27 protein-coding genes are annotated in these 26,649 nt (G+C 67.1%); 15 read left to right on the forward strand and 12 right to left on the reverse strand.

Annotated features, from left to right (window positions below; genetic code table 11):
* Positions 1–3 precede the first annotated feature (3 nt).
* Positions 4–1,074 carry a hypothetical protein gene (locus ACFVWG_RS36880; RefSeq protein WP_391548130.1) on the reverse strand — a complete coding sequence of 357 codons (1,071 nt, stop codon included), beginning with the start codon at positions 1,072–1,074 and terminating at the stop codon, positions 4–6.
* A gap of 84 nt (positions 1,075–1,158) precedes the next feature.
* Between ACFVWG_RS36880 and ACFVWG_RS36885 the strand changes: the two genes are divergently transcribed.
* Positions 1,159–2,064, forward strand: coding sequence for a LysR family transcriptional regulator (locus tag ACFVWG_RS36885; RefSeq protein ID WP_391548131.1), 906 nt, complete (start codon positions 1,159–1,161; stop codon positions 2,062–2,064).
* On the opposite strand, the gene ACFVWG_RS36890 is transcribed toward ACFVWG_RS36885, so the two are convergent.
* Complete coding sequence (locus ACFVWG_RS36890; protein ID WP_391548132.1) at positions 2,065–2,496, reverse strand: RpiB/LacA/LacB family sugar-phosphate isomerase; 432 nt, start codon at positions 2,494–2,496, stop codon at positions 2,065–2,067.
* Between the two features lie 107 nt (positions 2,497–2,603).
* Between ACFVWG_RS36890 and ACFVWG_RS36895 the strand changes: the two genes are divergently transcribed.
* Complete coding sequence (locus tag ACFVWG_RS36895; protein WP_391548133.1) at positions 2,604–4,829, forward strand: RICIN domain-containing protein; 2,226 nt, start codon at positions 2,604–2,606, stop codon at positions 4,827–4,829.
* Positions 4,830–4,860: 31 nt separating this feature from the next.
* On the opposite strand, the gene ACFVWG_RS36900 is transcribed toward ACFVWG_RS36895, so the two are convergent.
* A complete protein-coding gene (locus tag ACFVWG_RS36900) occupies positions 4,861–5,163 on the reverse strand; it encodes a winged helix-turn-helix transcriptional regulator (RefSeq protein WP_391548134.1) in 303 nt (100 codons plus the stop codon).
* A gap of 66 nt (positions 5,164–5,229) precedes the next feature.
* Here ACFVWG_RS36900 and ACFVWG_RS36905 point away from each other — a divergent pair, with 66 nt between their 5' ends.
* The 12 genes from ACFVWG_RS36905 to ACFVWG_RS36960 all read left to right on the forward strand — a co-directional run bounded on the left by ACFVWG_RS36905 (position 5,230) and on the right by ACFVWG_RS36960 (position 15,860).
* Positions 5,230–5,766, forward strand: a complete 537-nt coding sequence (locus ACFVWG_RS36905; protein ID WP_391548135.1) for a carboxymuconolactone decarboxylase family protein — start codon at positions 5,230–5,232, stop codon at positions 5,764–5,766.
* A 98-nt stretch (positions 5,767–5,864) separates the two neighbouring features.
* On the forward strand, positions 5,865–7,130 hold the full coding sequence (locus tag ACFVWG_RS36910; RefSeq protein ID WP_391548136.1) for an MSMEG_0569 family flavin-dependent oxidoreductase: 1,266 nt from the start codon (positions 5,865–5,867) through the stop codon (positions 7,128–7,130).
* The gene (locus ACFVWG_RS36915; RefSeq protein WP_391548137.1) at positions 7,130–7,948 is read left to right on the forward strand and encodes an amidohydrolase family protein; all 819 of its coding nucleotides are present in this window, start codon (positions 7,130–7,132) and stop codon (positions 7,946–7,948) included. The genes ACFVWG_RS36910 and ACFVWG_RS36915 overlap by 1 nt, the downstream gene beginning before the upstream one ends.
* A 30-nt stretch (positions 7,949–7,978) precedes the next feature.
* Positions 7,979–8,494, forward strand: a complete 516-nt coding sequence (locus ACFVWG_RS36920) for an MSMEG_0572/Sll0783 family nitrogen starvation response protein (RefSeq protein ID WP_391548138.1) — start codon at positions 7,979–7,981, stop codon at positions 8,492–8,494.
* A gap of 12 nt (positions 8,495–8,506) precedes the next feature.
* The gene (locus ACFVWG_RS36925; RefSeq protein ID WP_391548139.1) at positions 8,507–9,577 is read left to right on the forward strand and encodes an MSMEG_0568 family radical SAM protein; all 1,071 of its coding nucleotides are present in this window, start codon (positions 8,507–8,509) and stop codon (positions 9,575–9,577) included.
* On the forward strand, positions 9,547–10,962 hold the full coding sequence (locus ACFVWG_RS36930) for an MSMEG_0567/sll0787 family protein (protein WP_391548140.1): 1,416 nt from the start codon (positions 9,547–9,549) through the stop codon (positions 10,960–10,962). The genes ACFVWG_RS36925 and ACFVWG_RS36930 overlap by 31 nt, the downstream gene beginning before the upstream one ends.
* Positions 10,959–11,783, forward strand: coding sequence for a carbon-nitrogen hydrolase family protein (locus tag ACFVWG_RS36935; protein ID WP_391548141.1), 825 nt, complete (start codon positions 10,959–10,961; stop codon positions 11,781–11,783). Before ACFVWG_RS36930 ends, ACFVWG_RS36935 begins: the two co-directional genes overlap by 4 nt.
* Before the next feature lie 20 nt (positions 11,784–11,803).
* Complete coding sequence (locus ACFVWG_RS36940) at positions 11,804–12,601, forward strand: carbon-nitrogen hydrolase family protein (RefSeq protein WP_391548142.1); 798 nt, start codon at positions 11,804–11,806, stop codon at positions 12,599–12,601.
* The gene (locus tag ACFVWG_RS36945) at positions 12,601–13,665 is read left to right on the forward strand and encodes an MSMEG_0565 family glycosyltransferase (RefSeq protein ID WP_391548143.1); all 1,065 of its coding nucleotides are present in this window, start codon (positions 12,601–12,603) and stop codon (positions 13,663–13,665) included. The genes ACFVWG_RS36940 and ACFVWG_RS36945 overlap by 1 nt, the downstream gene beginning before the upstream one ends.
* Before the next feature lie 47 nt (positions 13,666–13,712).
* A complete protein-coding gene (locus ACFVWG_RS36950) occupies positions 13,713–14,414 on the forward strand; it encodes a HEAT repeat domain-containing protein (RefSeq protein ID WP_391548144.1) in 702 nt (233 codons plus the stop codon).
* Positions 14,408–15,364, forward strand: a complete 957-nt coding sequence (locus ACFVWG_RS36955) for a HEAT repeat domain-containing protein (protein WP_391548145.1) — start codon at positions 14,408–14,410, stop codon at positions 15,362–15,364. The genes ACFVWG_RS36950 and ACFVWG_RS36955 overlap by 7 nt, the downstream gene beginning before the upstream one ends.
* A 4-nt stretch (positions 15,365–15,368) precedes the next feature.
* The gene (locus ACFVWG_RS36960) at positions 15,369–15,860 is read left to right on the forward strand and encodes an AAA family ATPase (RefSeq protein ID WP_391548146.1); all 492 of its coding nucleotides are present in this window, start codon (positions 15,369–15,371) and stop codon (positions 15,858–15,860) included.
* On the opposite strand, the gene ACFVWG_RS36965 is transcribed toward ACFVWG_RS36960, so the two are convergent.
* Both ACFVWG_RS36965 and ACFVWG_RS36970 read right to left on the reverse strand, forming a co-directional pair.
* Positions 15,823–17,040 (reverse strand): diguanylate cyclase, encoded by a 1,218-nt coding sequence (locus tag ACFVWG_RS36965; RefSeq protein WP_391548147.1) that lies wholly within the window; start codon positions 17,038–17,040, stop codon positions 15,823–15,825. The genes ACFVWG_RS36960 and ACFVWG_RS36965 overlap by 38 nt on opposite strands.
* A 275-nt stretch (positions 17,041–17,315) precedes the next feature.
* Complete coding sequence (locus ACFVWG_RS36970; RefSeq protein ID WP_391548148.1) at positions 17,316–18,533, reverse strand: MFS transporter; 1,218 nt, start codon at positions 18,531–18,533, stop codon at positions 17,316–17,318.
* A gap of 98 nt (positions 18,534–18,631) precedes the next feature.
* On the opposite strand from ACFVWG_RS36970, the gene ACFVWG_RS36975 reads away from it, so the two are divergent.
* Positions 18,632–19,303 (forward strand): alpha/beta fold hydrolase, encoded by a 672-nt coding sequence (locus ACFVWG_RS36975; protein ID WP_391548149.1) that lies wholly within the window; start codon positions 18,632–18,634, stop codon positions 19,301–19,303.
* On the opposite strand, the gene ACFVWG_RS36980 is transcribed toward ACFVWG_RS36975, so the two are convergent.
* From ACFVWG_RS36980 to ACFVWG_RS37010, 7 genes are read right to left on the reverse strand one after another with little or no spacing between them, the layout of a single operon-like run.
* A complete protein-coding gene (locus tag ACFVWG_RS36980; RefSeq protein ID WP_391548150.1) occupies positions 19,300–20,010 on the reverse strand; it encodes a GntR family transcriptional regulator in 711 nt (236 codons plus the stop codon). The genes ACFVWG_RS36975 and ACFVWG_RS36980 overlap by 4 nt on opposite strands.
* A gap of 32 nt (positions 20,011–20,042) precedes the next feature.
* Positions 20,043–20,906: a family 16 glycosylhydrolase gene (locus tag ACFVWG_RS36985; RefSeq protein ID WP_391548151.1), complete on the reverse strand. Its 864-nt coding sequence runs from the start codon at positions 20,904–20,906 to the stop codon at positions 20,043–20,045.
* A 33-nt stretch (positions 20,907–20,939) separates the two neighbouring features.
* The gene (locus tag ACFVWG_RS36990; RefSeq protein WP_391548152.1) at positions 20,940–22,094 is read right to left on the reverse strand and encodes a Gfo/Idh/MocA family protein; all 1,155 of its coding nucleotides are present in this window, start codon (positions 22,092–22,094) and stop codon (positions 20,940–20,942) included.
* On the reverse strand, positions 22,091–23,140 hold the full coding sequence (locus tag ACFVWG_RS36995; RefSeq protein ID WP_391548153.1) for a Gfo/Idh/MocA family protein: 1,050 nt from the start codon (positions 23,138–23,140) through the stop codon (positions 22,091–22,093). Before ACFVWG_RS36995 ends, ACFVWG_RS36990 begins: the two co-directional genes overlap by 4 nt.
* A 40-nt stretch (positions 23,141–23,180) precedes the next feature.
* Complete coding sequence (locus ACFVWG_RS37000) at positions 23,181–24,791, reverse strand: extracellular solute-binding protein (RefSeq protein ID WP_391548154.1); 1,611 nt, start codon at positions 24,789–24,791, stop codon at positions 23,181–23,183.
* Between the two features lie 2 nt (positions 24,792–24,793).
* Complete coding sequence (locus ACFVWG_RS37005) at positions 24,794–25,696, reverse strand: carbohydrate ABC transporter permease (RefSeq protein ID WP_391548155.1); 903 nt, start codon at positions 25,694–25,696, stop codon at positions 24,794–24,796.
* Entirely contained in the window at positions 25,693–26,601 is a 909-nt protein-coding gene (locus ACFVWG_RS37010) for an ABC transporter permease (RefSeq protein WP_391548156.1), read from the reverse strand. Before ACFVWG_RS37010 ends, ACFVWG_RS37005 begins: the two co-directional genes overlap by 4 nt.
* Positions 26,602–26,649 lie beyond the last annotated feature (48 nt).

Here is a 26,649-nt window from a genome sequence, read left to right on the forward strand (position 1 = left end):
CGGTCAGTCCGTCAGCCGGTAGACGACGGTCTCGTTGGCGAACCTGATCTCGGAGCTGAGCGAGTTCGAGACCGCGAACTCGATTCCGTGGTCGAGGCTGAGAACTTCGGCATCGGTGCCGCCGCTCGTCGGAAACTCGGCCAGGAGGTGAAAGCCGTCCTGCCACTCGTACAGCTGCGAGGTGAGAGACGGTTGCGGGTCGGCCGGCGTACCGAGGATGAAGTTGATCCGGATCAGGTAGACGTGGCCGTTCTCCTCGACGATCCGGACTTCGCGAGCCCCGAGTCCGTCGAGCGTGCTGTCGACGACGAAGCGGTCGCCGTCCCAGCGCAGTACCGATGGTGGTTCGCTCAGGCCCGCGGCGATCAGGTACGTCGAGAAGGTGGCGAAGGCGCGGCCGGTGCGTTCGAGGAGGGGCTGATGCGGCACGTACTGGGAGCCCGTCCAGCGGTAGAGGACGCTTTCGGTGACGTGGTCGGCGTGCGCGACGAAGAACTGATTCTCCAGCTCGAACGGGTGCCAGTTGTAGGCCCACTGCGACGGAATGCCCTGGAACTCCAGGAACTTGGTTCCGTCCCACTCGAAGATCACCGAGTCCCGGTTGCGCCCCTCGAACTGCGGGAGCGCGAGCCCCTGGGCGAGCCCGAGGAAGTGCCGATCCCCGATCGCCCAGTGCTTCCACTGCTTGGCCGCGAACGTAGGGACCGCCTGGAACAGTTCGAACCCGGTCCCGTTCCACTCGTAGATGAAGGACTCGGTGAAGTACTCGTACGGACCGCTTCCGGTACGGATACAGGCGACAGCCAGGAATGACCGATCCGCGATGGTGAAGAACTCCGCGTCCTCGCCACCAGGCGCGGGCAGCGTGGCGAAGGGGACGTACTCGTCGCCCTGCCGCTCCAGCAGGAGTAGTTCGGTGTTGCTGTCACCGGCGTTCATCCCGGCCGGCGTCCCCGGCACGTCGTACGCGAGTTGCGGGATCGCGAGCAACTGCCGGTCGTCGATCGTGAAGGCCTCGACGGCGCGAGCGCCCGAGGTCGGAATACGTTGAGATTCGATCACTGTCCGGGCCATGTCTAAGGGAACAAGCCCTGTCCACCACGCAGCAAGGGGCGTAGGTTGACGCTTGAGGTCATGGAGCGTTAACAGGGGTGACGCATGCTCGATACATCGAAACTGCTGGTACTGCGGGCCGTGGCCGAACATGGCTCGATTGCCGCGGCCGCCCGCGAGCTCGGCTACACCCGCTCGGCGGTGTCGCAGCAGATGTCGGCGCTGGAGCGATCGGCCGGGGTCTCACTGCTCATTCGTGGCGGCAAGACGGTCACGCTGACGCCGCTCGGGCGCCGGTTGATCGAGCACACCGAGCGCATCCTGGTCGAACTTCGCGCGGCCGAGTCGGCGATGCGTCAGCCGGGTGGAGTGGCGGGCCGGCTGAAGATCGGCATCCCGTTCCGTGAAGGACCGCCGATTATGAGTACGGCGCTCACGAAGGTCCGCCAGCGGTATCCCCGGCTGGAGGTGTCGCTGGTGGCGATCACCGACCAGCAGGGTGCCGACGAGGTGAAGCGCGGCCGGCTCGACGTCGTGATCCTGTCGACGTTCGGTGCCGGACCGCCGCTGCCTGAGGCGGGCCTACGGCAATGGATCCTGGGGTGCGACCGGCTGAGTCTGTGCGTGCCGCTGAAGCACGAGCTCGTCGGGCAGGAGAGCTGCCGGATGGAGCAGCTCCGCGAGGAGCAGTGGATTGTCTACCAGCATCATCCGTTGAGCACGGTGCTGCTGGGGCTGTGCTCCGGTTCCGGCTACCGGCCGCGAGTCGCAGCCACCGTTGGCGATGCGGCGACGGCCTTGGGCCTGGCCGGCGTCGGGTGGGGAGTGACGATCGCGCCGGATCTGACACCTGGTGCACCGGAGAGTTCGATCCGGCGGGTTCCGCTCGATGGCGTCGACGCGAAACGGTACAGCGTGCTGGTCTGCCGCGATGGTGAGCAGGAGATCCCGGAGATCGACGCGGTGGTGTCCGCGGTCCACGCGGTCACCGCCCGCACCTTCAATCCTTGATCAATTGCTGACGTGCTCGACATTCATCCGGTCGGTCGCGTCGGTGCTCGGCGTTCCGGCGAACCAGGCATCGAGGATTTCCTCGAGCAGCGGCTCGGAGGTGAGCCGGAGGCTGAGTGCGAGCACATTGGCGTCGTTCCACTGCCGGGCGCCGTCAGCGGTGTATGCGTCGGTGCACAACGCCGCCCGGACGCCCGGAACCTTGTTCGCCGCGATGGAGGCGCCCGTGCCGGTCCAGCAGCACACGACCGCTTGGTCCGCCGTACCGTCGGCAACCTCGCGCGCGGCGGCCTTTGAACAAACCGCCCACTGCGGATCGCTCCCCGGACTGAGTGCCCCGTGGGCGCTCACCTTGTGTCCACGCCTGGTGAGCTCCGCGACGAGTGCGCGAGCGACGGGCAGGTCCATGTCCGACGAAACCGAGATCCGCATGCTCCGAGAGTAATGAGTTGGTTCCGGGACTTCGGTCAGGTCTTGAATTAAGTGTGGGAATCCGCTTTCCTGAGCACACCTCTGCCGCCCCGACCCGAGGAGCTCTCATGTCCGGAGTCGCCCCACTCCGTCCGCCACCGCGTGCCCGGCACCGCCGGTACGCCGTGATCGCGACCGCGCTGGCCGGTGTTGTCGCCGCCGGCCTGACCGTTGTCGACCCACCGTCGGCGACCGCCGCGATCTCGCCGACCGGTTGGAACACCGTGGCCGCCAAGCACAGCGGCAAGTGCCTCGATACGCGCGCCGCTGGTACGGCGAACGGCACCGTGGTCCAGCAGTACACGTGTAACAGCAGTACCGCTCAGCAGTGGCAGTTCGAGCCGACGAGCAGCGGGTACGTGCGGGTGAACGTGCGCACCAGCCCGGCGCAGGTGGTCGACGTCTCCAACGTCTCGACCGCGGACAACGCCCTGGTCCACCTGTGGGCGTACGGCGGCGGCAACAACCAGCAGTGGCTTCCGGTCGAGGAGGCGGATGGCGCCTACCACCTGGTGAACCGGAACAGCGGCAAGTGCCTCGACGTACCCTCTGCCTCCACCGCGGACAGCGTCCAGCTGGTGCAGTTCACCTGCAACGGAAGCGCCGCCCAAGCGTTCAGGATCACCTCTGTGGATGCTCCGCCGAACCCACCCGGTACGCCGGACCTCGGCCCGAACGTCTCCGTCTTCGACCCGTCGATGCCGGCCAGCCAGATCCAGTCCAGGCTCGACCAGGTCTTTCAGCAGCAGGAACAGAATCAGTACGGCGAACAGCGTTACGCCCTGCTGTTCAAGCCGGGCAGCTACAACGTCAGCGCGAATGTCGGCTTCTTCACCCAGGTCGCCGGCCTCGGACTGACGCCCGACAGCGTGAACATCAACGGTGCGGTGCATGTCGAGGCCGACTGGTTCCCGCCGCAGAACGCGACCCAGAACTTCTGGCGTGGTGCCGAGGGTCTGACCGTGACGCCGCCCGGTGGACTCGATCGGTGGGCCGTCAGCCAGGCGTCGGCGTACCGGCGTATGCACCTGAAGGGCAACCTGGCGCTGGACGACGGCGGCTGGTCGAGCGGCGGTTTCATGGCCGACACGGTCGTGGACGGCCAGGTGCGGTCGGGCAGCCAGCAGCAGTGGCTCTCGCGGAACACACGCTGGAGCAGCTGGACCGGGCAGAACTGGAATATGGTCTTCGTCGGTGCCGAGAACGCGCCGGCCGGCAGCTTCCCGGACCCGCCGTACACGAAGATCGCGCAGACCCCGGTCGTGCGGGAGAAGCCGTACCTGTACATCGACGCGGCCGGCGCCTACAAGGTGTTCGTCCCGGCGCTGAAGACCAACTCGAGCGGCCCCGGCTGGACCAACGGCAACCCGGCCGGTACGTCGCTGCCGATCGAGCAGTTCTACATCGCCAAGCCCGGGGTCTCCGCGGCGACGATCAACTCGGAGCTGGCGGCCGGTAAGGACCTGCTGTTCACGCCGGGTGTCTACAAGCTGAGCGACTCGATCCGCGTCACTCGCGCTAACACTGTCGTGCTCGGGCTCGGCCTGGCGACGATCATGCCGACCAACGGTACGACGGCGCTGTCGGTCGCCGATGTGGACGGCGTCAAGATCGCCGGTCTGCTGATCGACGCGGCCCCGACCAACTCACCGCTGCTGATGGAGCTCGGTCCGACGAACTCCGCCGCGGACCACAGCGCGAACCCGACGTCCATCCACGACGTCTACTTCCGCATCGGCGGCGCCGCCGTCGGCAAGGCGACCGAGACCCTGCGGGTGAACAGCGACGACGTCATCCTCGACCACACCTGGCTGTGGCGCGGCGACCACTCCATCGGCGTCGGCTGGGGTACCAACACGGCCGACACGGGTCTCGTCGTGAACGGTGACGACGTCACGGCGTACGGGCTGTTCGTCGAGCACTACCAGAAGTACCAGACCATCTGGAACGGCAACGGCGGGCGGACGTACTTCTACCAGAACGAAATGCCGTACGACCCGCCGAACCAATCCGCATGGATGAACGGGTCCACCCGCGGCTACGCGGCGTACAAGGTGGCGGACTCCGTCAACACCCACGAAGCCTGGGGTCTGGGCAGCTACTGCGTCTTCAACTCTGATCCGTCGATCGTGGCCGAACGCGCCTTCGAGGTGCCGAACAAGACCGGAGTGAAGTTCCACAACATGGTGACGGTCTCGCTGGGTGGCAAGGGCACGATCGCCCACGTCATCAACAACACCGGCGGCCCGTCCAACTCCGCCAACAACAAGGCCCAGTGGGTCAACTATCCCTGAGTAAGCCGTGATCGCCGGGTCGGCGAGGGTTCTACTCGAACTCGTCGGCCCAGCGGTCTGCCCAGCGCTGCAAGGGTTCCAGCGACTGGTAGAGGTCGCGCCCGAGCGGGGTCAGTAGGTAGGCGCGTGCGTCGTCCTGGGTCACGATCCCGGATTCCTTGAGCTCCGTCAGGCGTGTGTTCAGCACGGTCGGCGAGGCCCGGTCGCAGCGCTCACGAAGGTCGCGGAACCCGACCGGCCCGTCGCGCAGCTCCCAGAGCACCCTGAGCATCCAGCGGCGGCCGAGCAGATCCAGCGCAGCCATGATCGGCCGGCCGGTGCTGGAATTTCGCACGGGACGGCCGGGCGTGGGAGGCGTAGGCTTGGTGATACAGAAACTGTATCACCAGGAGGAGCGCCCATGCGACCGATCGATCCGCCGTACGAGCCGAGAGTGGCCGAGCTGCTGGCCAAGCTGATGCCGGCCGGGAGCGGCCATGAACCGTTGGCGCTGTTCCGGCTGTTCGCCGTCCATCTGGAGCTTGCCGACCGGACCCGGCCGCTGGCCTCCGGTCTTCTGAACCACGGGTTGCTGACCGCTCGCGACCGGGAGATCGTCATCGCCCGGACCACGGCGAAGTGTGGTGCGGAGTACGAGTGGGGAGTTCATGCCAGCTTCTTCGCCGGCTCCTCGGGGCTCAGCCGTGACGAGTACGACGTGCTGGCGACGGAGGACGGGCTGCCGGAACCGGACTGCGTTCTCGTGACCGCTGTTGATGAACTGCTCGACGCGGCGACGCTGTCGGATTCGACCCGATCAGCACTGGAACTCCGCTACAGCGACGCGCAGGTGATCGAGTTGGTGCTACTCGCCGGCTGGTACCGGTCGATCGCCACGCTGATCAACGCGGCCCGGCTGCCGTTGGAGTCGTGGGCGGCTCGCTTTCCTCCCGGGTAGTCACGGTTACCCACGCGAAACACCGGCCGCCGGTTTGGAAACGTGAGTTTGTTCCGGCGGCAACGGCGGGGCAATCGGGCGGTCCTTCACTGGATGACATGCAGATCAGGGACGGAATGCACTCTTCCGTCGTGGTGGTCGGTGGCGGTCAGGCCGGTCTCGCGACGAGCTGGCACTTGGTGCGGGGCGGTGTGGACCATGTGGTGCTGGAGGCCGATCGGGTCGGCAGCGAGTGGCGGAACCGGCGCTGGGACTCCTTCTGCCTGGTGACGCCGAACTGGCAGTGCAACCTGCCGGGCTTCCCGTACGGCGGCACGGATCCGAACGGCTTCATGGTCCGCGACGACATCGTCAGGTATCTGGAGGACTACGCCCACTCGTACGACGTTCCGCTGGTTGAAGGCGTTCGCGCGACGCAACTGGATGCAGGGTTCCGGCTGGCCACGTCCGCCGGCACGATTACCGCGGACCAGATCGTCGTCGCGACCGGACCGTACCGGCAGCCGCGGATCCCTGGACTGGCCGAGCGAATCCCTGTCCACCAGTTGCATTCGTCCCAGTACAAGAATCCTGACCAGCTGCCGGAAGGTGCCGTGGTGGTGGTCGGCACCGGCCAGTCCGGATGCCAGATCGCCGAGGATCTTCATCTCGCCGGTCGGCAGGTCCACCTCGTCACCGGTACGGCGCCGCGCGTGGCGCGGGTCTATCGCGGCCTGGACGTGGTCGCGTGGCTGGACCGGATGGGCTACTACCGCCGCGGAATCGACGAGTTCGACGACGTGGACGCGATCCGCTTCCGCGTGAACCACTACGTGACCGGACGCGACGGCGGTCGCGACATCGATCTGCGGAAGTTCGCGCTGGAAGGGATGCGGCTGTACGGGCGACTGCTGGACGCATCACCGACGACGCTGCGGTTCGCCGACGATCTGCGGTCGAACCTGGACCACGCGGACGCGGTCTCGGAAGGGATCAAGGACTCGATCGACGCGTTCATCCTTGCCCAGGGCATCAATGCTCCGCAGGAGCCGCGGTACCGGCCGGTCTGGGAGCCGACGGAAACCCAGGAATCCCTTGACCTGCAAGGGATCGGCGCGATCATCTGGAGCACCGGCTTCCGTCGCGACGACAGCTGGATCCGGCTGCCGGTCTTCGACGGCCGCGGCTATCCGACTCATCACCGTGGTGTGACGAGTGTGCCCGGGCTCTACTTCATCGGGCTACCGTGGCAGCACACCTGGGGCTCGGGGCGGTTCGGCGGGGTCGCGGACGATGCGCAGTACCTGATGGACCGGATCACCGAGCAGCAGGCGGGCATCCACTGGCTCGCGGGGATGCCGCGTCGGCAGCGGACGGTGGCCTGATGCTCGTCGCCGACGCGCACCGGCACCTCGGAGTGCTGCCCGCCTATCCCTTCTACGGCGGTCCGCCGGTCAACCCGGATATCACCGCTCGCGCGACGGTCGACGAGTTGATCGCCGATCTCGATGCCGAGGGCACCGAACGGGCGCTGGTGATCCCGAACTACGGCGTACCGGATGTTTCTGTCTCCTTTGGGTTCAACGAGTTGGTGGTCGAGGCAGCGGCTCGGGACGACCGGATCCGTGCCGGGCTGTGGGTTTCGCCGCGACCGCAGGATGCCGAGCTGACGGCCAAGGCTCTCACGCTCGCGACCGAGCCCGGCGTACGGGCGTTGAAGTTGAGTTTCCTGCTCGGTGGGCATCCGACTGGTGAGGGTGTTCGGCCGGCTCTGGACGAGATCTTCACCGTCGCCCGCGACAACAACCTGGTCGTCCACATACATACGTCCCCGGGCGCAGCCTCCGACATCGACCATGTCGGGCATCTGGTCGACACATATGCGGACGACGTTCGCCTGCATCTCGTCCATTTCGGTGGCGGGATGAGCGGGCACATCAAGCTGATCGGTTCGCGGTTCTTCGACTGGATCGCGGCCGGGAAGCAGCTCTACACCGACCTGTCCTGGGCGATCGGGTTCGCTCCGGGCTGGCTGGCCGCGGAGATCGAGCGGCGCGGCATCGGCCACGACCGGGTGCTGTTCGCCAGCGACCAGCCGTGGGGCGACCACGCCGGCGAACTGGCCCGGATGCGGGCCGCGATGGGGGACGGCGAGCTCGGCGAGCTCGTCTTCCACCGGACTTTTCAGCACCTCTACGACTGACATCCACCCCATGCACACAAGGAGAACGAGATGACCGCCGAACTGACCGACCTCGAGACCAAGAGCCTCGGCGAGATCCCGCACCCGTCGCTGCCGCAGGGCTCCAGCATCTACGGCGGCACCAAGGTGTTCCCCGACTACCAGGCCGAGGACGGCGAAACGTATTTCACCCTGGTGCACGGGATCGCCCATGAGTCCTCGGTGAGCTTCGTGGCGATCCTGCAGGCCACCCGCGCCCAGCGGAAAGGATTCGAGTCCGCGATCTACTTCTACGGACCTGGATCGCTGAACTGCCTGGCCACCCGCGGCTTCCCGACCACCGGCAACTCCGCGTTCCCCGGTGAGCACAACATCAACGAGTCGCTGAAGACGTTCATCGCCGAGGGCGGCAAGGTCTACTGCTGCCGGTTCGGCCTGTCGCTGCACGGTGCGCGCGAGGAGGACCTGATCGAGGGCGTCATCCCGACGCACCCGCTGGACGTCCAGGACGCGCTGATCCACTACGCCCGCAAGGGCGCCATCATCAACTCGACGTACATGTTCTGAGGGGATTCTCCGATGAGCGTTGGCACTGAAGAAAGCTTGGCAGCCCGGGCGGAGATGGCGGTCCTGGGCGTTCAGGTGGACGCACCCGTCCGCCGGAGCAAGGGCGCCGGCCCGAGCGACGACGGGCACCTGGTCGTCGACGGTGCCAACGCCACCCTCCCGATCGTTGCTGACAGCCCCTATCAGGTCCGGGACGGCGCGGTCTTCCGCAACGGACTGAACCTGGGGCTGTCGGTGGAACCGGTCCGCCGCCCGCGGTTCTACGACCTGACCACGGCCGACGGCATCCCGTACCAGCAGATCGCCCTTCTGCACGGCAAGGACGTGCTCGCGACCACCGTCGTCCAGACGTGCATCCGGTACGACGAGGAGACGCGCTGCCGGTTCTGTTCGATCGAGGAGTCACTCCGGGCGGGAGCGACGATCGCGGCCAAGACGCCGGCTCAACTGGCCGAGGTGGCCGAGGCCGCGGTCCGGCTCGACGGCGTGACCCAGATGGTGATGACCACCGGTACGACGACCGGCCCGGATCGCGGCGCGCGGAACCTCGTCCGGTGCGTGCGAGCGGTGCTCGCCGCGGTACCGGGACTGCCGATCCAGGTCCAGATCGAACCGCCGGGCGACCTCTCGGTGCTGTCGGATCTCAAAGCGGCCGGGGCGACATCTATCGGAATCCACGTCGAGTCCCTGGACGACGCCGTACGGCGGAAATGGATGCCGGGAAAGTCGTCCGTGTCCATGGATGAGTACGAGTCCGCATGGGACGAGGCTGTTCGCGTCTTTGGACGGAACCGGGTCTCCACCTATCTGCTGATCGGCATGGGGGAGGATCCCGACGAGCTGGTGGCCGGGGCGGCGCGTCTGATTGACCGTGGCGTCTATCCGTTCGTGGTCCCGCTGCGGCCGATGCTGGGCACACTGGCGCGGGCTGACGGGGTGCTGCCGCCATCCGCAGCTGTGGTTCGTGACGTCACCGCGAAAGTTGCCGACCTGCTGGCAGCGGCCCAGATGCGTGGCGCGGATCAAGGGGCTGGATGCGCGGCCTGTGGCGCATGCAGTCTGCTATCGGCGGCGGGCGCATGATCGCGCCACTCGTCCAGACCAGCGGAGTCCGGCACGCGGCCGATGTCTCGGCCCTCCTCGGCGAGCCACCACCAAAGTTTCTGATCGACATTGCGAACGCGGCTGCCCGCCGTACCTACCTCCGAATGCGGCACGACGCATTCGTGGTGCAGCAAGGCCTGTTCGAGCGAACCGATCTCGATGAGCGTGACGACGACCCGCGGACGGTGATCCTGGTTGCGAGGACCGCAGACGGTGAAGTGATCGGCGGCGTCCGGCTCGGACCCGTCTCGGACGGACCAGACCTCGGCTGGTGGCAGGGCGGGCGGCTCGTAACAGCCGGTCGGCTCAATGGCGTCGGAGCGGCACTCGTGCGGGCCGCATGCGCGTACGCCGAGACCGCCGGGGTGCTGCGATTCGAGGCGACGGTACAGACCTCGACGTACCGGTTCTTCCAACGGCTCGGCTGGGACACGGTCAAGCCGACGGTCGTCGCGGGCGAGCCGCATGTCCTGATGCGCTGGCCGATCGACCGGATCGCCCGGCTGGTAGCGGCGACGAAGAGTCCGTTGGGACCGCTGTTGAGCAAAGTCGGCCCGGCCGGATTCGTGGGCGACGACGGTGCCCCGGTGCCGGACAGTGACCTGGTCGCGGCGTGTGACGCGATTCTGCCGGCGATGGTCGAGCGCGACCCTGAATGGGCCGGGTGGTGCTCGGTCCTGGTGAACGTCAACGACCTGGCGGCGATGGGCGCCGTACCGGTCGGTCTCCTGGACGCGCTCGGGGCCCGAGACGCCGAGTTCGCCCAACGGGTTATCAGCGGGCTGCGACGTGCCGCCGAGGCGTATGGCGTCCCATTGCTAGGCGGTCATACGCAGCTCGGCGTTCCAGCGGCCCTCAGCGTGACAGCGCTGGGCCGGACGGCAACACCGATCCCGGGCGGTGGAGGCCGCCCCGGCCACGCGGTGCGGCTGACGGCGGATCTGGGTGGCTCGTGGCGGACCGGGTACGCCGGACGGCAGTGGGACTCGACCAGCCGACGCCACCCGGATGAGCTGCGCGCGATGGTCGCATCGGTAGGCAAGGCGAAGCCCGCGGCGGCCAAGGACGTGTCGATGGCCGGAGTGGTCGGCACGCTGGGCATGCTGGCGGAGGCGAGCGGATGTGCCGCGGTGCTCGACGTCGCCGACGTACCGAAGCCTGCCGAAGCGTCGATGGGCGATTGGCTGACGTGCTTCCCCGGCTTCGCGATGCTGACCACCGGATCGGCCGAGCTCGACGCCGGGCCCGCGGTGAGTCGGGAGTGTGGCGAGTTGACCAGCGGCCAAGGCGTCGTACTGCGTTGGCCGGACGGCGAGGTGACATCGGCAGTGAGTGCCGGCGTGACCGGATTGGGGGCGGCGTGAAGCTGCGGATGGCGGCGGTCGCCGCGAACTTCGACCGCGATCTCGAGGCGGACTTCGCCAAGATCGCGCTCCTCATTGAAGAGGCGCGCGCGGACGGCGTACAACTGCTGGCTCTGCCGGAAGGTGCGCTGGGTGGGTACTTGCTCAGCCTCGACGGTACGGCGGAGCCGCCGCCGGCGTTTGATGTCGACGGATCCGAGATCCAGCGGCTCGCTCGGCTGGCCGGTGACATGGTCGTCGTGGCGGGATATGCCGAAGGCGTCGACGGGCTGATCTACAACAGCGCGGTGTGCGTGACGGGAGACGGCGTACTGGGCCGGCATCGGAAGGTGCATCAGCCGCTGCGGGAGGACGAGCACTACGCAGCGGGAGACCGGTTCGCAGCGTTCGATACGCCGGTCGGTCGGCTGGGCCTGATGATCTGCTACGACAAGGCGTTCCCGGAGGCAGCGCGGGCGCTGGCGCTGGACGGCGCCGAGATCATCGTGTGTGTCTCGGCCTGGCCGGGCGCGCGGACGAACCCGGATCCGGATCTGGCGAAGGATCGGTGGAAGCGGCGGTTCGACCTGTTCGACCGTGCCCGGGCGCTGGAGAACCAGGTGGTCTGGCTGTCGGCCAACATGTCCGGGACCTTCGGCTCGATGCGGTTCGTGGCCAGTGCGAAGGTGGTGGATCCAGGTGGTGAAGTGCTTGCCGACACTGGTGTCGGTGCGGGGATGGCGATCGCTGAACTGGACGTTGCCGAGGCATTGGAGCTCGCTCGGCGATCAATGGGTCACCTGCGGGACCGGCGGCCGGAGACCTACGGCGTGGCGGTCTGAGGCCCGTGAAGGTTGGCGCGGTGGCGGCTGGTTTCACTCGGGACCTTGAGTTCGACCTGTCCCGGGTGGAGGCGCTGATCCGGCATGGGCGGCGCGAGGCGGTGCAGTTGCTGGTGCTCCCGGATGCAGCGCTGGGCGGGTATCTGGCCGATCTGAGCAACCCGGCCCTCGACGATCTGCCGCCCGCGCTCGCGTTGGACGACCCGCTGATCGCGAAGGTGATCGCGATGGCGGGGGAGATGGTGGTCTGCTTCGGGTTCTGCGAGGCGGACGGTACGTCGCGGTACAACACCGCGTTGTGCGTGACGGGCGACGGCGTACTGGGCAAGCATCGCAAGGTGCATCAGCCGCCGGGGGAGCGGTCGATCTATGCCGCGGGCGACTCGTTCGCGGCCTTCGACACACCGGTCGGGCGGTTGGGGATGATGATCGACTACGACAAGACGTTTCCGGAGGCGGCGCGGACGCTCGCGGTCGACGGCGCCGAGGTGGTCGCGTGTCTGTGCGCCTGGCCGACGAGCATCACGAACCGGGCGCCGCGGATGAACGAGGACCGGCAGTCGCGGTTGTTCGACCTGTACGACCGATCGCGCGCGGCCGAGAACCAGGTGGTGCTGGTGTCGTCGAATCTGACCGGTTCGATCGGTGGCATGCGGTTCCTCGGACAGTCGAAGATTGTCGGTCCGGGCGGGGACATCGTGGCGCGGACGTGGTCGAAGGCCGGGATCGCGATCGCGGAGATCGACGTACGGGCGGAGATCGAGACGGCCCGGCGTGTTCTGCATCATCTGGATGAACGGCGGCCGGAGGTTTACTGATGCGGATCGCGTTGCTCAGCTACTCGACCAAGCCGCGCGGCGGGGTCGTGCACACGTTGGCGCTGGCTGAGGCGTTGGCCGAGCTCGGTCAGGATGTGACGGTATGGTCGCTCGGGCGGGGCGGCGATACGACGTTCTTCCGCCGGGTGGACCCGCGGGTGCGACTCGCCGTCGTCCCGTTCCCCGACGTACCGGGGGAGTCGGTGGGTGCGCGGATCCTGCGGTCGATCGCCGTACTGCGGGAGGCCTTCGACGGGAGCCTGTACGACGTTGTGCACGCGCAGGACTGTATTAGCGCGAACGCGGCCGGGCGGTGTGTGCGGACGGTGCATCACCTCGACAACTTCACCACGCCCGAACTCGCTGCGTGCCACGAGCGCGCGATCGTCGAACCCTATGCCCACATCTGCGTCTCGGCAGCCGTTGCGGGTGAGCTGGCGGACTGTTGGGGGCTCAAGGCAACAGTCATCCCGAACGGCGTCAACGCGGCCCGCTTCGCCGCGGCGGCCGCTTCCTCCTCGCGAACCTCGCGGCTAAGCCCTTACATCCTCACGGTAGGCGGCATCGAACCGCGGAAAGGTTCGATCGATCTCCTCCACGGCTACGCCCAGCTGGCGAGACCCGACGTACGGCTGGTGATCGCGGGCGGGGAGACGCTGTTCGACTACCGCCCGTACCGCGCCACCTGGGAAGCCACCGCCCGGGAGTTGGGGGTGGAGCCGGTCGTCCTGGGACCGGTCGACGACGAGCTGCTCCCGTCGCTGGTAGCGGGTGCCGACGTCTTCGCCTTTCCCTCCGTGAGGGAGGGGTTCGGCCTCGCACCTCTGGAGGCACTCGCCGCCGGAGTACCGCTCGTGGTCTCGGACCTGCCGGTGTTCCGCGAGATCTTCCGCGATACCGCGATCTACGCCGAGGTCGGTGCGACCTCGCTCGCCGAGGCCCTGGGTACGGCGCTCACGGTGCCCGCGCCGGAACGTCGTACCAGGGGCGAGGAGCTTGCCGCGACCTACACCTGGGACGCCGCCGCGCAGGCGCACCTCGCGTTCTATCAATCCCTGACTTGACGTTGACACTGTGACAAGGTCTTCACTGGGTGCAGGAGGTGATCACCGTGAGTGCGGTGGAGACGTTGGCGGCGCGGTTGGGTGCCGGGGACTCGTCGGCGCGGCTGCGGTCGGCCATGACTGTGGGGGACCAGCCTGGGCTCGTGGAGGCGTTGCTGGCGCGGTGCGCGGTCGAGCCGGACTTCTTCGTCCGCGACATGCTGACCTGGGCGCTGATCCGGCAGCCGGCGGAGGTGACGGTACCGATGGTCCTGGCGGAGCTTCAGTCGGACCGGGCGCAGGCGCGCAGTCAGGCGCTGCACACGCTGTCCAAGATCGGTTCTCCGGCGACCTGGGCTGCGATTACGCCGGAACTGCTGCGCGACCCGAACGACGAGGTGGCACGGACCGCGTGGCGGGCGGCCGTCGTACTGGCTCCCGAGGAGAAGCGGGAGTGGTTGGCGGGCGAGTTGGTGACGCAGCTCGGGCGTGGTGACCGGATGGTGCAGGTGAGCCTCAGCCGGGCGCTTGTCGCGCTGGGTGAGCTCATCGAGCCCGTACTACGGCCGGCGCTGGCGAGCGCTGACGAGCGCGTGCAGGCCCATGCTCGGGCAACGAACTTGCTGCTGCGCGACCCGGATGCCGCTTTCGCAGCCGACGTCGAGGCGGCGAAGCGGATCGATGCCCTCGGTCCGGAGAAGCTGGCCCAGGCCGAGGCCCACAAGGAGGCCCAAAACGAGGCGCAGAACGAGGCGCAGGCCGCGTGCTGATCGGTGAGGTGGCGCGCCGCTCGGGGGTGAGTAGCCGGATGCTCCGGCACTACGACTCCCTCGGGCTGGTGCGCCCCACCGGTCGTACCGTCGGCAACTATCGCGAGTACTCCGCCGACGACATCCGCCGGATCTTCCACGTCGAGAGCCTGCGCTCACTCGGTCTGTCGCTGCGCGAGATCGGCCGCGCTCTGGAGGACCCGGCCTTCGCACCGGCCGCGCTGGTCAGCGACCTGATCCAGCGAACCGAGGACCGCCTGCACCGTGAGCAGGAACTGCTCGATCGCCTCCGCACCGTCGACGCGTCGGCGCCGTCCGGGTGGGAGGACGTCTTGCGCATCATCGAACTCTTGCACAGCCTTGACTCGCCCAACGCGGCCCGCCGTCAGCAAGCCGCGCTCACTCCCGACTCCGTCCCCACCGACCTCCTCGCCAAGGCGATCCTGACCGAGTCCGACCCGAACGTCGCCGGAGCCCTCCGCTGGGCTCTTGCCCGAGCCGACAACGCCGTCGCCGGGATCGCGCCCGGCCTGCAGTCCAACGACGTTGCCGTACGCCGCCGCGCCGTCCAGGCACTCGCCGAACTTCCCGACGCGACCGCCGTCCTGGAGACCGCCCTCACCGACGAGGACCCAACCGTTCGCAAGCACGTAGCCCTTGCCTTAGGCAACCGAGGCGTGACGGCTGCCATCCCCGCATTGGTGCGCATGATCGTGGAAGGCGTCAACGACGTGGAAGCCGCCGAGATTCTTGGCACCCTCGCCGCCGACCCGGCGGTCATCACCGCCCTGACCGCTGCTCTCGCGACCACCGATTCGCCCGCCCGCATCCGCCTCACCCAAGCACTCGCCGAACTCCCGCCACCCGTCGCCGAAGAGGCCCTTCGTCAGCTGGCGGACGACCCCGACCGAGTCGTCGCGATGATCGCGGCCTCGCTCATGAAACGCTGAGCTGGTGTCCAAACTCGTTCTTCTCTGCGGTACGTCGTTCTCCGGCAAGAGCACGGTCGCCCGGACCCTCGCTCCGCGTATCGCGGCAACCGTCGTCAGCCTGGACGAGATCAACGCGCGGCGCGGTCTTTGGGGTGGTGACGGTATTCCGGTCGAGGAATGGATTCGCACTCATGGCGAAGCCACCGCGGAAGCGCGTGAGCTGTTAAGCGCCGGTACGTCGGTCATCGTCGACGACACGAGTTCGCCGCGATTCCTCCGCGATGCGTGGCGCTCGTTGGCAACCGAGGCCGAGGCCGAGTTCACCCTGCTCTACGTGGATGTCGACCACGCGGTGATCCACGAGCGCCGAGCGGCCAACCACGCAACGCGTCAGCGCCAGGACGTGAGCGACGAGGTCCTCACCCAGCACCTCGCCGACTTCGACCGACCCCACCCGGACGAGAACGCGATCTATCTCAGCTCAATTGACCTGGCGTCCGGCTGGGCGCCGTAACAACCCGGTTGCGACCGGACTCCTTCGCCGCATAGGTGGCGGTGTCGGCCGCCATCAACAGAATGTCGAGACTCTGCCCCGCGTTCGGGTACGTCGCAGCGCCGATAGAGCAGGTGAAGCCGTCGACGAAGGTGGTTCCGGCCGGCGTGTTGACGGAGACGGCGAGACCGGCGATCCGGCGCCGGATGCGTTCGGCCGTGCGCAGGGTGTCCTCGATGTCGGTGTTGGGGAGCAGGATCGCGAACTCTTCGCCCCCGAGCCGGCCGACCAGGTCTTCGGTGCGGACCTCGTGTTTGAGTTCGGCCGCAATTGCCTTCAGTACCTGATCGCCGGCCAGATGGCCGTAAGTGTCGTTGACCGCCTTGAAGTGATCGAGGTCCAGATAGAGGATGCCGAGCGGCGCGTTGGTGTTCTGGGAACGTTCTAGTTCTTTCGCGGCAATCTCGTGCCAGAACATGGCGTTCGCCAGGCCGGTATTCGGGTCGGTCCGTGCCGCGAACTGGAACTGGCCCACGAGCAGAGCCCGGTGCAAGCCGAGGACCGTGATCAGTAGCGCGGCAGTCAGCCAGGGCTGGTAGAGCAACAGGGCGGCCGTGGAGGTACCGAGACCGAGCGCGCCGGCGACGATGAACTGGTCCGACAGCTGCCCAAGAGCCTTGCGCGCATTGGCATTCGGGTTGGCCAGCAGGACGACTCCGACCACGAGAGCTAGATTGATGAGCCAGTAGGCCATGGCCGCGGCCGCCACGGCGATCAGGCCGACGAGGCCGCCGGCGAAGCCGGGCTGATTGTCGGGATTGATCGTCCGTATGCACATCGTGGCCACGGCGGACCCGAGGATGACGGTCGAGGCGGAGAAGTATCCGCGATGAGGTGGGCTCCGTGGCAACCGGATCCACGCATGGGCGTAGCTGACCGCGATCACGCCGACCGCCAACGGTGGTGGAAGGATCAGGACGCCTGCGAACATCCACATCGACTTCAGATTCACGTAGGTCGAGCCCTCGGAGACGACCTGCCGGAGTCGCTCGATCTCTCGGCCGGCCTCGACGTGGATCGCCGAGCCGAGCGCCAGCGCGCCGAACCGGATCCAGTCGTCGGTACGCACGTCCAGGCCGATGAACGAGGTGCCGACCACCGCGAGTGCGAGGGCGTCGACGGCCAGAACGTAACCCAGCACCGGCGAGGGAACGCTCCAGAGTGCCCAACGCGTCGGCGACCAGCGTGACGTGTCGGTGTCAGTCTCACGGCGGTGCCTGCGCCGTGCGCTCCAATGGCGGATACTCAGCATTAACGTTCCCCCAGCCCCACTTCGTCCTCACTGTCAGAGTAAACGCAGTATCACCGAAAGTCACTGCGGAGTCAGGTAGTGATGGGCCCTCCGGTCCCGGAAGGAGGTGCGTCGCGATGCGCTCCAACGACTGGTCGTGATACGCCTCGGTTCTGCTTTCCTTCTCATCTGTCGGTGCGCCTGTATCCCCGGGCGGCGCCGGCGGCGTAGATGATGCCGAGCACACCTGCGCCGGCTACGACCATGGCCGGCTTCCAACGATCCGCCGCCAGTCCGGCGACCAGGATCCCTATCCCCTGAGCGACGATCAGCGCAGTGCGGGCAAGGCCGATCACCTGACCGCGCTGCGCATCAGGAATCTCCTGTACGAACGTCGCCTGCGCCAGCGGCATGTACGACGCGCACATCCCTGAAAACAGCCACAGAATCACCGTCACCACCAGCCCTGGCTGGAAGACGCAGCCGATCAGGACGGCGCAGGTCCCGATCGCTAGCGTTCCCATCATGGACATACGTCGCGCCGGGGCGATACGTGATGTCAGCAAGATGCCAACAACCTGGCCGGCTGGATTGGCCGCGAACAGGATGCCGGCGGCGACCGCCCCGCCGCCGACGGAAACGGCGTACGGCGTGGCAAGGCCCTCGACGGTGATGTAGAAGCCCGGTACGCAGCAGAGCGCCAGCAGGTACCGGAGCCTGCGGTTGCGCCAGACGAGGCGCGCCCCGGCGACCAGCGAACCCCACCAACTCGGGCGGGCGGCTGGATCGTCGCCCATCGGGACGGGGCGTTCCCGAAGCCCAAGGCGCAGCAATACGGCCGAGACCGCAAAAGAGACTGCGTTGAGGGCAAGTGTCTGACTGGGGCCGATGAAAGCCACGATGGTGCCGCCGAGCACGAAACCGGTGAGCTGCGCCGCTTGTGTAGTGACTGTCGACAGGCCGACGGCGGCGCGGTAGATGTCGCCGGTGAGCATCGTTGCCAGGAAGGCGGACCGCGCAGACTGGAAGGGACCGGCGAACATCTGCACCGCGACGAGCAGGACACACAGGATCCACAACGGCACGCCGGGGATCGCCATCAGGCCGACCAGTACGGCGCGGGCCGCGTCGCAGGTGACCATCAGGCGGCGGCGGGGGAGGCGGTCCGCAAGGCCGCCGAGGAGGGGTCCGCTGACGACGTCCGGCAGCAGGGTCAGTGCATACGTCAACGCGGACAGGCCCGCCGATCCCGTGCGGTCGAACACCAGGATGGAGAGTGCGACCCGGGCGAGCTGGTCGCCGATCACGGAGCCGACCAGCGCGACCCAGGACCACCGGAATTCGGCTACCGCAAAAACCTCTGCGTACGTCGCAGAGCGTTCGGGCTGACCGGGGCGGGACATGAATCACAACGTACTGACAACGGGTACCAGGATGCTCGTCGTACCGGTGAGCCGTTATCGGTTCGAAGCCGGGCTCACAGGTAGGTAGCGTCAAGCGTATGACTGACGTGATCCTTCTGCATGGTTCCTGGCACCAGCCTGCGCATTTCGACGAACTGGCGGGGCTGCTGCGCTCACGCGCGCTCAGAGTGGAAGTTCCAGACCTCTACGAGCTGACTTTGGACGAGAGCACCGCACTGGTCGAGAAGATCATTACCGCCTCGGCGCACCCGCCGTTGGTTGTCGGTCACTCGTTCGGCGGGGTAGTTGCGGGCACCGTTCGGGGTGCGCGCGGGCAGATTCTTCTCGCCGGTTGGTTGCTCGATGTTGGCGAGACACCGGCTCAACTGCTGGCCGCTCTCGCCGAGGAGACCGGCACCCCACCGGCGGGCCTCGCCATGGCCCCTGACGCCAACGGCCGCCTTGGCCTGGATCCGGCCGACGCCCGCCGCAAGCTGTACGGCGACGTCGACGACGCCAAGGCCGCCGAAGCCATCGCCCTGCTTCGCCCCGAACCCCCATCGATCTTCGGAACCACCCCGACCCGGGTCACCTGGCACACCGCCCCCACGACCTACGTCGTCGGCAGCGAAGACCTGGCCACCCCCGCCCTGCTGATCCAGCGCTTCGCCGCACGCTGCACCACTGTCGAAACCTGGCCCACCAGTCATTCGCCCTACCTGAGCCGCCCCACCGAGGTCGCCGACCTGATTCAGCGGCACCTGCCCTAGGTGAGGTCTGTCAGGGATAGGTGGGTGGTGACTCGGTAGCGGTCGCCTCGGTAGGCGGCTCGGGTGTATTCGAAGTAGCGGCCGTGCTGGTCGCGGGTGACGCGATCCAGGATGAGGAGAGGGGCACCTTCGGGCAGGCCTAGAAGGGCGGCCTCGTCAGCGGTTGCGGCGGCCGCTTCGTGGGTCTGTTCAGCGTCAGTCGGCTGTACGTCGTACTGGTGGCGCAGGAGGGCGTAGAAGGAGCCGGTCTCGATCGCGGTGAGGTCGAGAGCGGGGACCAGTTCGTCGAGGACGTGGATGGTTTCGACGGCCAGGGGTTCCCCGTCGACCGAGCGGAGGCGGGTGATCCGCAGGACCGCCGTACCGGGAGTGACGCGGAGGCGACTGCCGATGGTGGTGCCGGCCGGGATGACGGCGTGCTCGAGGACTCGGCTGGTCCAGGTGCCGGGGGCCGGGGGATAGGTCGAGCCGCCGAGGATGGACTGCTCGACCTTGGGGGTGCCGACGAACATGCCGCGGCCGTGTTCGCGGGTCAACCAGCCGTCGCGGATCAGGTCGTCGACGACGGCGCGCAGGGTCGGCCGGGAGATGCCCAGGTCGGCGGACAGTTGCCGCTCCGAGGGGATCGCCTGGCCGACCGCGCGGGCCCGGATCAGTTCGATCACGTGTTCGCGCGCGCGGTCGCGCTTGCGCAGACTGGCTGTCACAGCGACCTAACGTAGCCGAAGGTGAGCGACCGTCAGGAGTAGACGCGGACGTAGTCGACCAGCAGCTTCGCCGGGAACTTGGTGGACGCGTTCGGGGGACCGGGCCAGGTGCCGCCGACGGCCAGGTTCAGCAGCAGGTAGAACTCGTGGTCGAAGACCCACTTCTTGCCGGCCGGGAGGCTGGCCGGGGTGACCCGGAAGTACTCGCGGCCGTCGACCTCCCAGATGATCCGGTTCGGTGTCCAGGCCACGCTGTAGACGTGGAAGGCGTCGGCCCACTTCTGACCGGCGGGCAGCGAGGTCGCCTTGGTGATCCCTTCCTCGGCGGAGTAGCCGGGTCCGTGGATCGTGCCGTAGAGGTTGCCGGGCTCGTTGCCGACGACCTCCATGATGTCGATCTCACCGTTGCCCGGCCAGTCGACGGTGTCGATGTCGTTGCCCATCATCCAGAACGCCGGCCACAGGCCCTGCCCGGCCGGGATCTTGATCCGCGCCTCGAACCGGCCGTACGCCTGCTTGAACTTGTCCTTGGTGGTGATCCGTGCCGAGGTGATGTCACACGTTCCGAACTGGCAGTTCTCCATCCCGGCCAGCTTCTCCTTGCGGGCGCTGATGACCAGGTTGCCCGTGCCGTCGGTAGCCGCGTTCTCCTGACGGTTCGTGTAGTACTGCCACTCCTCGTTGCCCCACGTCGGTTCGCCGCCGAGGTCGAAGTTCCACTTCGACGCACTCGGGCGGGTTCCTGCAGGCTCGTTGAACTCCTGCTGCCAGGTGATGGCGAGCGGGGTATCGACCTTCACGGTGGCGGGTGCCGTCTTCACGTCGGCGCAGGCGGCCAGGGCGGTCGAGGCGAGGGCGGCCGCGATCGCGGCCGCCACGGGGCGATGTCGTCTCATGGCCTCTACAGTGCCACACTGGTCAAGAAGTGGTCAAATAGTGAGAGTCCGGTCAATCACCGGCTGCGGTACGTCGCCGTGCAGCGCCTGGTAGAACGGATGCCCGGGTGTCAGCGAGGCGCGCTCAACCGCCGTACCGGTCAAGGCCGAGGCATAGAGGGCGGTCACGAACTGCATCGTCGGCCGCGTGCTCGCCAAGGTGGTGTCGTGTGAACGCCCGGCCAGCAGGTCGTCGACGAGCCGCCCGAGCTGAGCCTCGTGATTGCTCGGTACGTCGTCGCCCGCTGACCCGATCCACGGGTCGGTGCCCTCGGCAACAACCTCCGAGTCGGTACGACGAACGCCGGGGTCGAGGCCGTTGGCCGCGGCCCGGGCCGCATCGGGCGCCGGCGTGAACGTCCAATCCGAGTCCGAGTAGCCGTACAGGTGATTGACCTCGAGCGAACCACCGGTCGTGTCGATGCGGATCCGGCTCAACTCCCGCGGCGACAACAGGCTGTTGATCACGGTCGCCACCGCGCCGCTCTCGAAGATCACCGAGGCCATCGACACGTCCTCGAACTCAACCGGCCGATCGAGCCGCACGGCAGTTGCCTGCAACGTCCGCCACGGCCCGAGCAGATGCAGCAGCAGATCGATCTGGTGGATCCCGTGCCCAAGCGTCGGCCCGCCACCTTCACCGACCCATGTCCCACGCCACTCCGGATCGAAGTAGCTGACCGGCCGGAACCACAGCGTCTCGCACACGGCAACCTGCGGCTTGCCGAGCGCACCATCTGCGAGCAGTGACGCGGCCCGCAAACCTCCCGACCCGTGCCGATGCTGGAAGACGACGTACACGGAGCCGGCGCTCGCGCGCTCGGCCTCAGCCACAGCGTCCATCTCGGCCAGGCTCAGCACCGGCGGCTTCTCGAGCAGCACAGACTTGCCTGCGGCAAGGATCTCGATGGCGAGCGAAGCGTGACTGCCCGGCGGTGTGGTCACCGACACGAGATCCGGAGAAGTTGCCGCGAGCAACTCGGTGAGGCTGTTGAAGGGTGTTGAACCGTACTTGCCGGCGAGCTCAACCGCCTTGTCAGGAACGATGTCCGCGACACCCACGAACTCCGTGGAGGCGGCGGCGTACGACTCGGCATGGCGACGACTGATGTTGCCGCAGCCAACGATCGCGACCTTGAGGACCGTCACTGCGCGGCCCCACGGAGAACTGCCTGTTGCTGCGCGGTCAACGCCAGTCGCATCGTCTCGAAGGTGTGCTCCTGCGGCGCCGCCGTGGTCGTCCGATCCCGTACGTCGTTCACCAGGTCGGCGTAGTACGTCAGCTGCACGTCCGAGCAGTCGACGTACTGCATGCCCTCGTTGTTGACCAGGAAGACGTGGTCACCGCCCGGGCGCCCGGCGATGTCGACGTACTTGCGAAGCTCGATGTAGCCCTCCGTGCCGAGGATCATCAGCCGCCCGTCGCCCCAGGTCGGCAACCCGTCCGGTGTGTACCAGTCGACCCGGATGTAACCCTGCGCGTTCTCACTGCGGATCAACAGATCGCCGAAGTCCTGCAGGCCCGGCTTGTCCGGGTTGGCGAAGTTGCCGACCGAGCTGGCCACGACCTCCGCGGTGCGCGAGCCCGTGTAGTAGAGGAACTGGTCGATCTGATGCGAGGCGATGTCGACGAGAATGCCGCCGTACCGGCTCTTGTCGTAGAACCAGTCCGGCCGCCCGGCGCCGCCACCGAGGTGACCGCGGTCGCCGATCCGGTGCGGGCCAAGGCCGATCGTCTGCACGACCGTCCCGATCAGGCCCTCGCGGACCAGCTCGCCGGCCTTGACCGCCGAGCGCACCTCGAACCGCTCCGAGAACGTCACCGACCAGAACCGCCCACTCTCGGCAACGGCCTTCTCGATCTCGTCGAGCTGACTGAAGCTGACGCAGCCCGGCTTGTCGGTGACGACGTCCTTGCCTGCTCGCAAGGCCGCGACCGCGATCGGCCCACGCCGATCCGGTACGGCGGCCGTCACGATCAGGTCGATGCCGTCCCGCTCGATCAGCTCGGCCGGATCATCGGCGACGGGTACGTCGGGATACCGCTCCCGCACCTGTACGGCGATCGCTGCCGCCGGATCGTCGGTCGCCATGGCGACGAACTCCGCGCCGGCCTCGATCAGCCCGGCGATCTGACCGTGAATATGGGCGTGATCAAGACCGACGGCCGCGAACCTGACGGTGTTGGTAGTCAAGGAGATTCCCCTTCATTGAGCGTGATGAAGCGAGTAATGATCAGCGTGATGATTCGAGAGCCTGCGCGAACTCTTCGGCGATCTTGTCACCGCCGCCGCTCTTCCACTTCTTGACCGCACCGGCCCAGGCGGAGACCGGTTTGCGGCCCTGGATGATGTCGTTGGTGAGCTGCGTGATGTCGGAGGTCAGCTGCGGACCCTTGCGGACGTTCGTCTCGGAGTACATCCCGGCGACCGGGTCGGCGTACGCGGGCGGGCAGGTCTGCTTCATGGCGTTGAACTCGGCCTCCGCATTGCCGGCCTTCTCCGGCAGGAAGATCGTCCACGGGCCGTCCGCGGTGTACATCAGCCCGAGCTGGACCTCGCTGAAGCCCTTCTCGGTGAGCACCGGGTTGCCGTCGACAACCTTGTGGTGCAGCCCCGGCAGTCCGTACTTGCGGAACAGGTACTCCTGGGTGCCGAACGGCGCCGCGAGGAAGTTGAGGTAGGCAAGCATCGTCTCGACCCGGCCGGCCGCCTTCTTGCTGATCGCGGCGAACCCGATCGCGGGCGAACCCAGCCAGAGCCGGCCCGGGCCGGAACCGTCGTACTTCGGCGGCGGGATGATCGCGATCTGAGCGTTCGGATCGACCGCGGTCTGCAGATAGCTCGGCCAGGCGCTGTAGGTGTCCTGGACCAGCGGGCTCGATCCGTTGCCGAACCGCACCTTCATGTCCTGGTTCTGCCCCGAGAACGCATCCGGATGGATGTACCCCGAGCTCCACAGCTTCCGCAGTACCTCGAAGGCGTCCTCCTGCGCGGGGTGCTCGAGGTTGCTGACCAGGGTCTTGCCGTTCTCACTCCAGTTGTTCGGTACGTCGTACATGTTCCGGATCCACTGTGTGGGCGCTGCCGCCAGTGCGAACCGGTTCTGCCGCTTGTCGGTGACCGCCTTGCACAGCTCGACGAACTCGTCGACGCTCTTGACGTTGCCGTCGACACCTTGTTTCTCGAGGATGTCCGCCCGGCTGTACATGGTCTGCGAGCTGATCGCGCCTCTGGGAATCGGTACGCCGTAGATCCGGCCGCCGAAGATGCACGGGTTCCACGCGGTCTCGGGGAGATTGGCCAGGTACGGGTACTTCTTCACGTTGTCACCGGACAGATGCGGCGTCAGGTCGACGGCCTTTGCCTCCAGCAACTGTGGCACCTGGGGAACGACGCCGACCAGGAAGATGTCGCTCAGCCGGTCGCCCGCCACCACAGTGGCGAACTTCTGGTTGTAGTCCACCGACGGCGTCAGGTTCACCGTGACCGGCGATCCGACGCGCTTGTTGAACTCCTGCCAGAAGCTGTTCTGTTCGACCTTCGGCGGGATCGGCGTGTTCGTATAGGTGAGGACGTCGATCGGCCGGCCGTCACCCGGTGGTTTCCGGATCGCCTGCGCCGGGTTGGCCGGGTAGCGAACGAAGGCATCCGGGATCTTGTACTCCGCGCCCGGCAGGTCCGGCTTCACCCCGGTGTAGCGCATGTACGCCGGCCGGACGCCGGCCGCGTTGCCGCCACCGCCGGGGAGTCCGCCACGGCCCTCGTTGGAGCACGCGACGAGTCCGAGTGCGGCGGCGCCGCCGAGCAGGGTGCGGCGGGTCAGTCGTGCATCGTCAAGACTCATCGTCAGCCCTTCACCGCTCCGGTCAGCACACCCTTGGCGAAGTGCCGCTGGATGAACGGATACACACACAGGATCGGGACGATCGAGATCATCAGGATCGCCATCTGGATGGACGTCTGCGGCGGCAGCGCCTCACCGGCCGCGCCCAGGTCCTGGGCGCCGATCTCGACGCCGTTGACCACGTAGGTTCGCAGTACCAGCTGCAGCGGCCATTTGCTGCTGTCGTTCAGGTAGAGCAACGCGCCGAAGAAGCTGTTCCAGTAGCTGACGCCGTAGAACAGGCCGACCACCGCGACGACAGCCTTGGACAGCGGTAGACCGATGTGCCAGAAGAGCTTCCACTCCGAAGCGCCGTCGATCCGGGCCGAGTCGAGGATCTCGGACGGCAGGCCGACGAAGTACGCGCGGACGACGATCACGTTGAACGCGCTCACCGACGTCGGAAGGATGACCGCCCACAGACTGTCGAGCAGCCCGAACTGCTGGACCACGAGGTAGCTCGGGATCAGTCCGGGATTGAACAGCAGGCTGATCAGCACGAGCAGGAGTAGCGCCTTGTTGCCGACACTGCCGCGGCGACTCAGCGCCCAGCCGAGAGCGCAGGTCAGGAACAGAGCGATCGCCGTACCGACAGCGGTGATGAAGCCACTCACCAGAAGGGCCTGCGTCACCGTCCCGCCGGACAAGATCGATCGGTACGCCGACCAGTCGATCCCGTGGGTCGGCAGCAGCACGAAGCCACCGGCTTTGATCACCTGCTCGGGGGAGGCCAGGCTGGTGGAGACGACCCCGATGAACGGCACGACCACCACCAGGCAGATCGCGGTCAGGAAGATCGCCTTGACGATGCTCTCGAGCCGGGTCGGCGGTGGCATCCCGCCGACCATGGCTTGTTGTCGGCTCATCCGCGGTACACCCCTTCCTCGCCGAGGCGATGGGCCAGCTTGTTGGCGCCGAGCACCAGGATCAGCGCGACCACGCTCTTCACCAGACCGACCGCGGCCGACGTTCCCCAGTCGCCGCCGAGGATGCCGTTGTTGTACACATACGTGTCGAGCACTTCGCTCGCATCAGCTCCGACCGCGGGTTGCTGCAGGATGATCTGTTCGAACCCGACCGTCAGTGAGTCGCCGAGCTTGAGAATCAGCAACAAGATGATGATCGGTTTCAGCCCGGGCAGCGTGACGTGCCAGGTCTGTTTCCAGCGTCCGGCACCGTCGACCGCGGACGCCTCGTAGAGGGCGCGGTCGATCTGCGAGAGCACGGCGAGGAACAGGATCGTCGCCCAGCCGGTGTCCTTCCACATCACCTGTGAGGTGAGCAGCCCCCGGAACGCGTCGGCGTTCCCGATCACATGGATCGGGTCGTACCCGTGCGAGCGCAGCCAGTTGTTGATCATTCCGGTGCCGCCGAGCATCTGCTGGAAGACCGCGACCACGATCACCCAGGACATGAAGTGCGGCAGGTAGATGACGGTCTGCACGAACTGGCGGATCCGGTTCGACAGCAGGCTGTGCAGGACCAGCGCCACCACGATCGGCGCCGGGAACACGATGACGGTCTGGATCGCGGTCAGCACCAGCGTGTTCTTGACCGCGTTCAGGAACTGCGGATCGCCGTCGACGATGATGCGGAAATTGTCCAGGTAGGACCACAGACTCTTACCCACGCCCAGATAGGGCTGGTAATCCTGGAAGGCAATGACATTGCCCCAGAGCGGGAAGTAATGGAAGGCGAAGATGATCAGCAGGCCGGGAATCGCCAGCAGCAGGATCGGATAGTCGCGGCGTAATCGCGTGAAGAGAGACACTTTCCTCCTTTACAGGGGAGGAGTTCACCAGGGCGGGCATTAAAAAGT

Source organism: Kribbella sp. NPDC058245, assembly GCF_042882005.1.
In the GTDB taxonomy this organism is placed as follows: Bacteria; Actinomycetota; Actinomycetes; order Propionibacteriales; family Kribbellaceae; genus Kribbella.

Excerpts from the sequence above, each read along its gene's own strand:
- ACFVWG_RS36975 (WP_391548149.1), top strand. The coding sequence starts at position 18,632 with ATGACTGACGTGATCCTTCTGCATGGTTCCTGGCACCAGCCTGCGCAT.
- ACFVWG_RS36890 (WP_391548132.1), bottom strand. The coding sequence starts at position 2,496 with ATGCGGATCTCGGTTTCGTCGGACATGGACCTGCCCGTCGCTCGCGCA.
- ACFVWG_RS36915 (WP_391548137.1), top strand. The coding sequence starts at position 7,130 with ATGCTCGTCGCCGACGCGCACCGGCACCTCGGAGTGCTGCCCGCCTAT.
- ACFVWG_RS36925 (WP_391548139.1), top strand. The coding sequence starts at position 8,507 with ATGAGCGTTGGCACTGAAGAAAGCTTGGCAGCCCGGGCGGAGATGGCG.
- ACFVWG_RS36920 (WP_391548138.1), top strand. The coding sequence starts at position 7,979 with ATGACCGCCGAACTGACCGACCTCGAGACCAAGAGCCTCGGCGAGATC.
- ACFVWG_RS36880 (WP_391548130.1), bottom strand. The coding sequence starts at position 1,074 with ATGGCCCGGACAGTGATCGAATCTCAACGTATTCCGACCTCGGGCGCT.
- ACFVWG_RS36970 (WP_391548148.1), bottom strand. The coding sequence starts at position 18,533 with ATGTCCCGCCCCGGTCAGCCCGAACGCTCTGCGACGTACGCAGAGGTT.
- ACFVWG_RS37005 (WP_391548155.1), bottom strand. The coding sequence starts at position 25,696 with ATGAGCCGACAACAAGCCATGGTCGGCGGGATGCCACCGCCGACCCGG.
- ACFVWG_RS36910 (WP_391548136.1), top strand. The coding sequence starts at position 5,865 with ATGCAGATCAGGGACGGAATGCACTCTTCCGTCGTGGTGGTCGGTGGC.
- ACFVWG_RS36885 (WP_391548131.1), top strand. The coding sequence starts at position 1,159 with ATGCTCGATACATCGAAACTGCTGGTACTGCGGGCCGTGGCCGAACAT.
- ACFVWG_RS37000 (WP_391548154.1), bottom strand. The coding sequence starts at position 24,791 with ATGAGTCTTGACGATGCACGACTGACCCGCCGCACCCTGCTCGGCGGC.
- ACFVWG_RS36905 (WP_391548135.1), top strand. The coding sequence starts at position 5,230 with ATGCGACCGATCGATCCGCCGTACGAGCCGAGAGTGGCCGAGCTGCTG.
- ACFVWG_RS36985 (WP_391548151.1), bottom strand. The coding sequence starts at position 20,906 with ATGAGACGACATCGCCCCGTGGCGGCCGCGATCGCGGCCGCCCTCGCC.
- ACFVWG_RS36945 (WP_391548143.1), top strand. The coding sequence starts at position 12,601 with ATGCGGATCGCGTTGCTCAGCTACTCGACCAAGCCGCGCGGCGGGGTC.
- ACFVWG_RS36895 (WP_391548133.1), top strand. The coding sequence starts at position 2,604 with ATGTCCGGAGTCGCCCCACTCCGTCCGCCACCGCGTGCCCGGCACCGC.
- ACFVWG_RS36930 (WP_391548140.1), top strand. The coding sequence starts at position 9,547 with ATGCAGTCTGCTATCGGCGGCGGGCGCATGATCGCGCCACTCGTCCAG.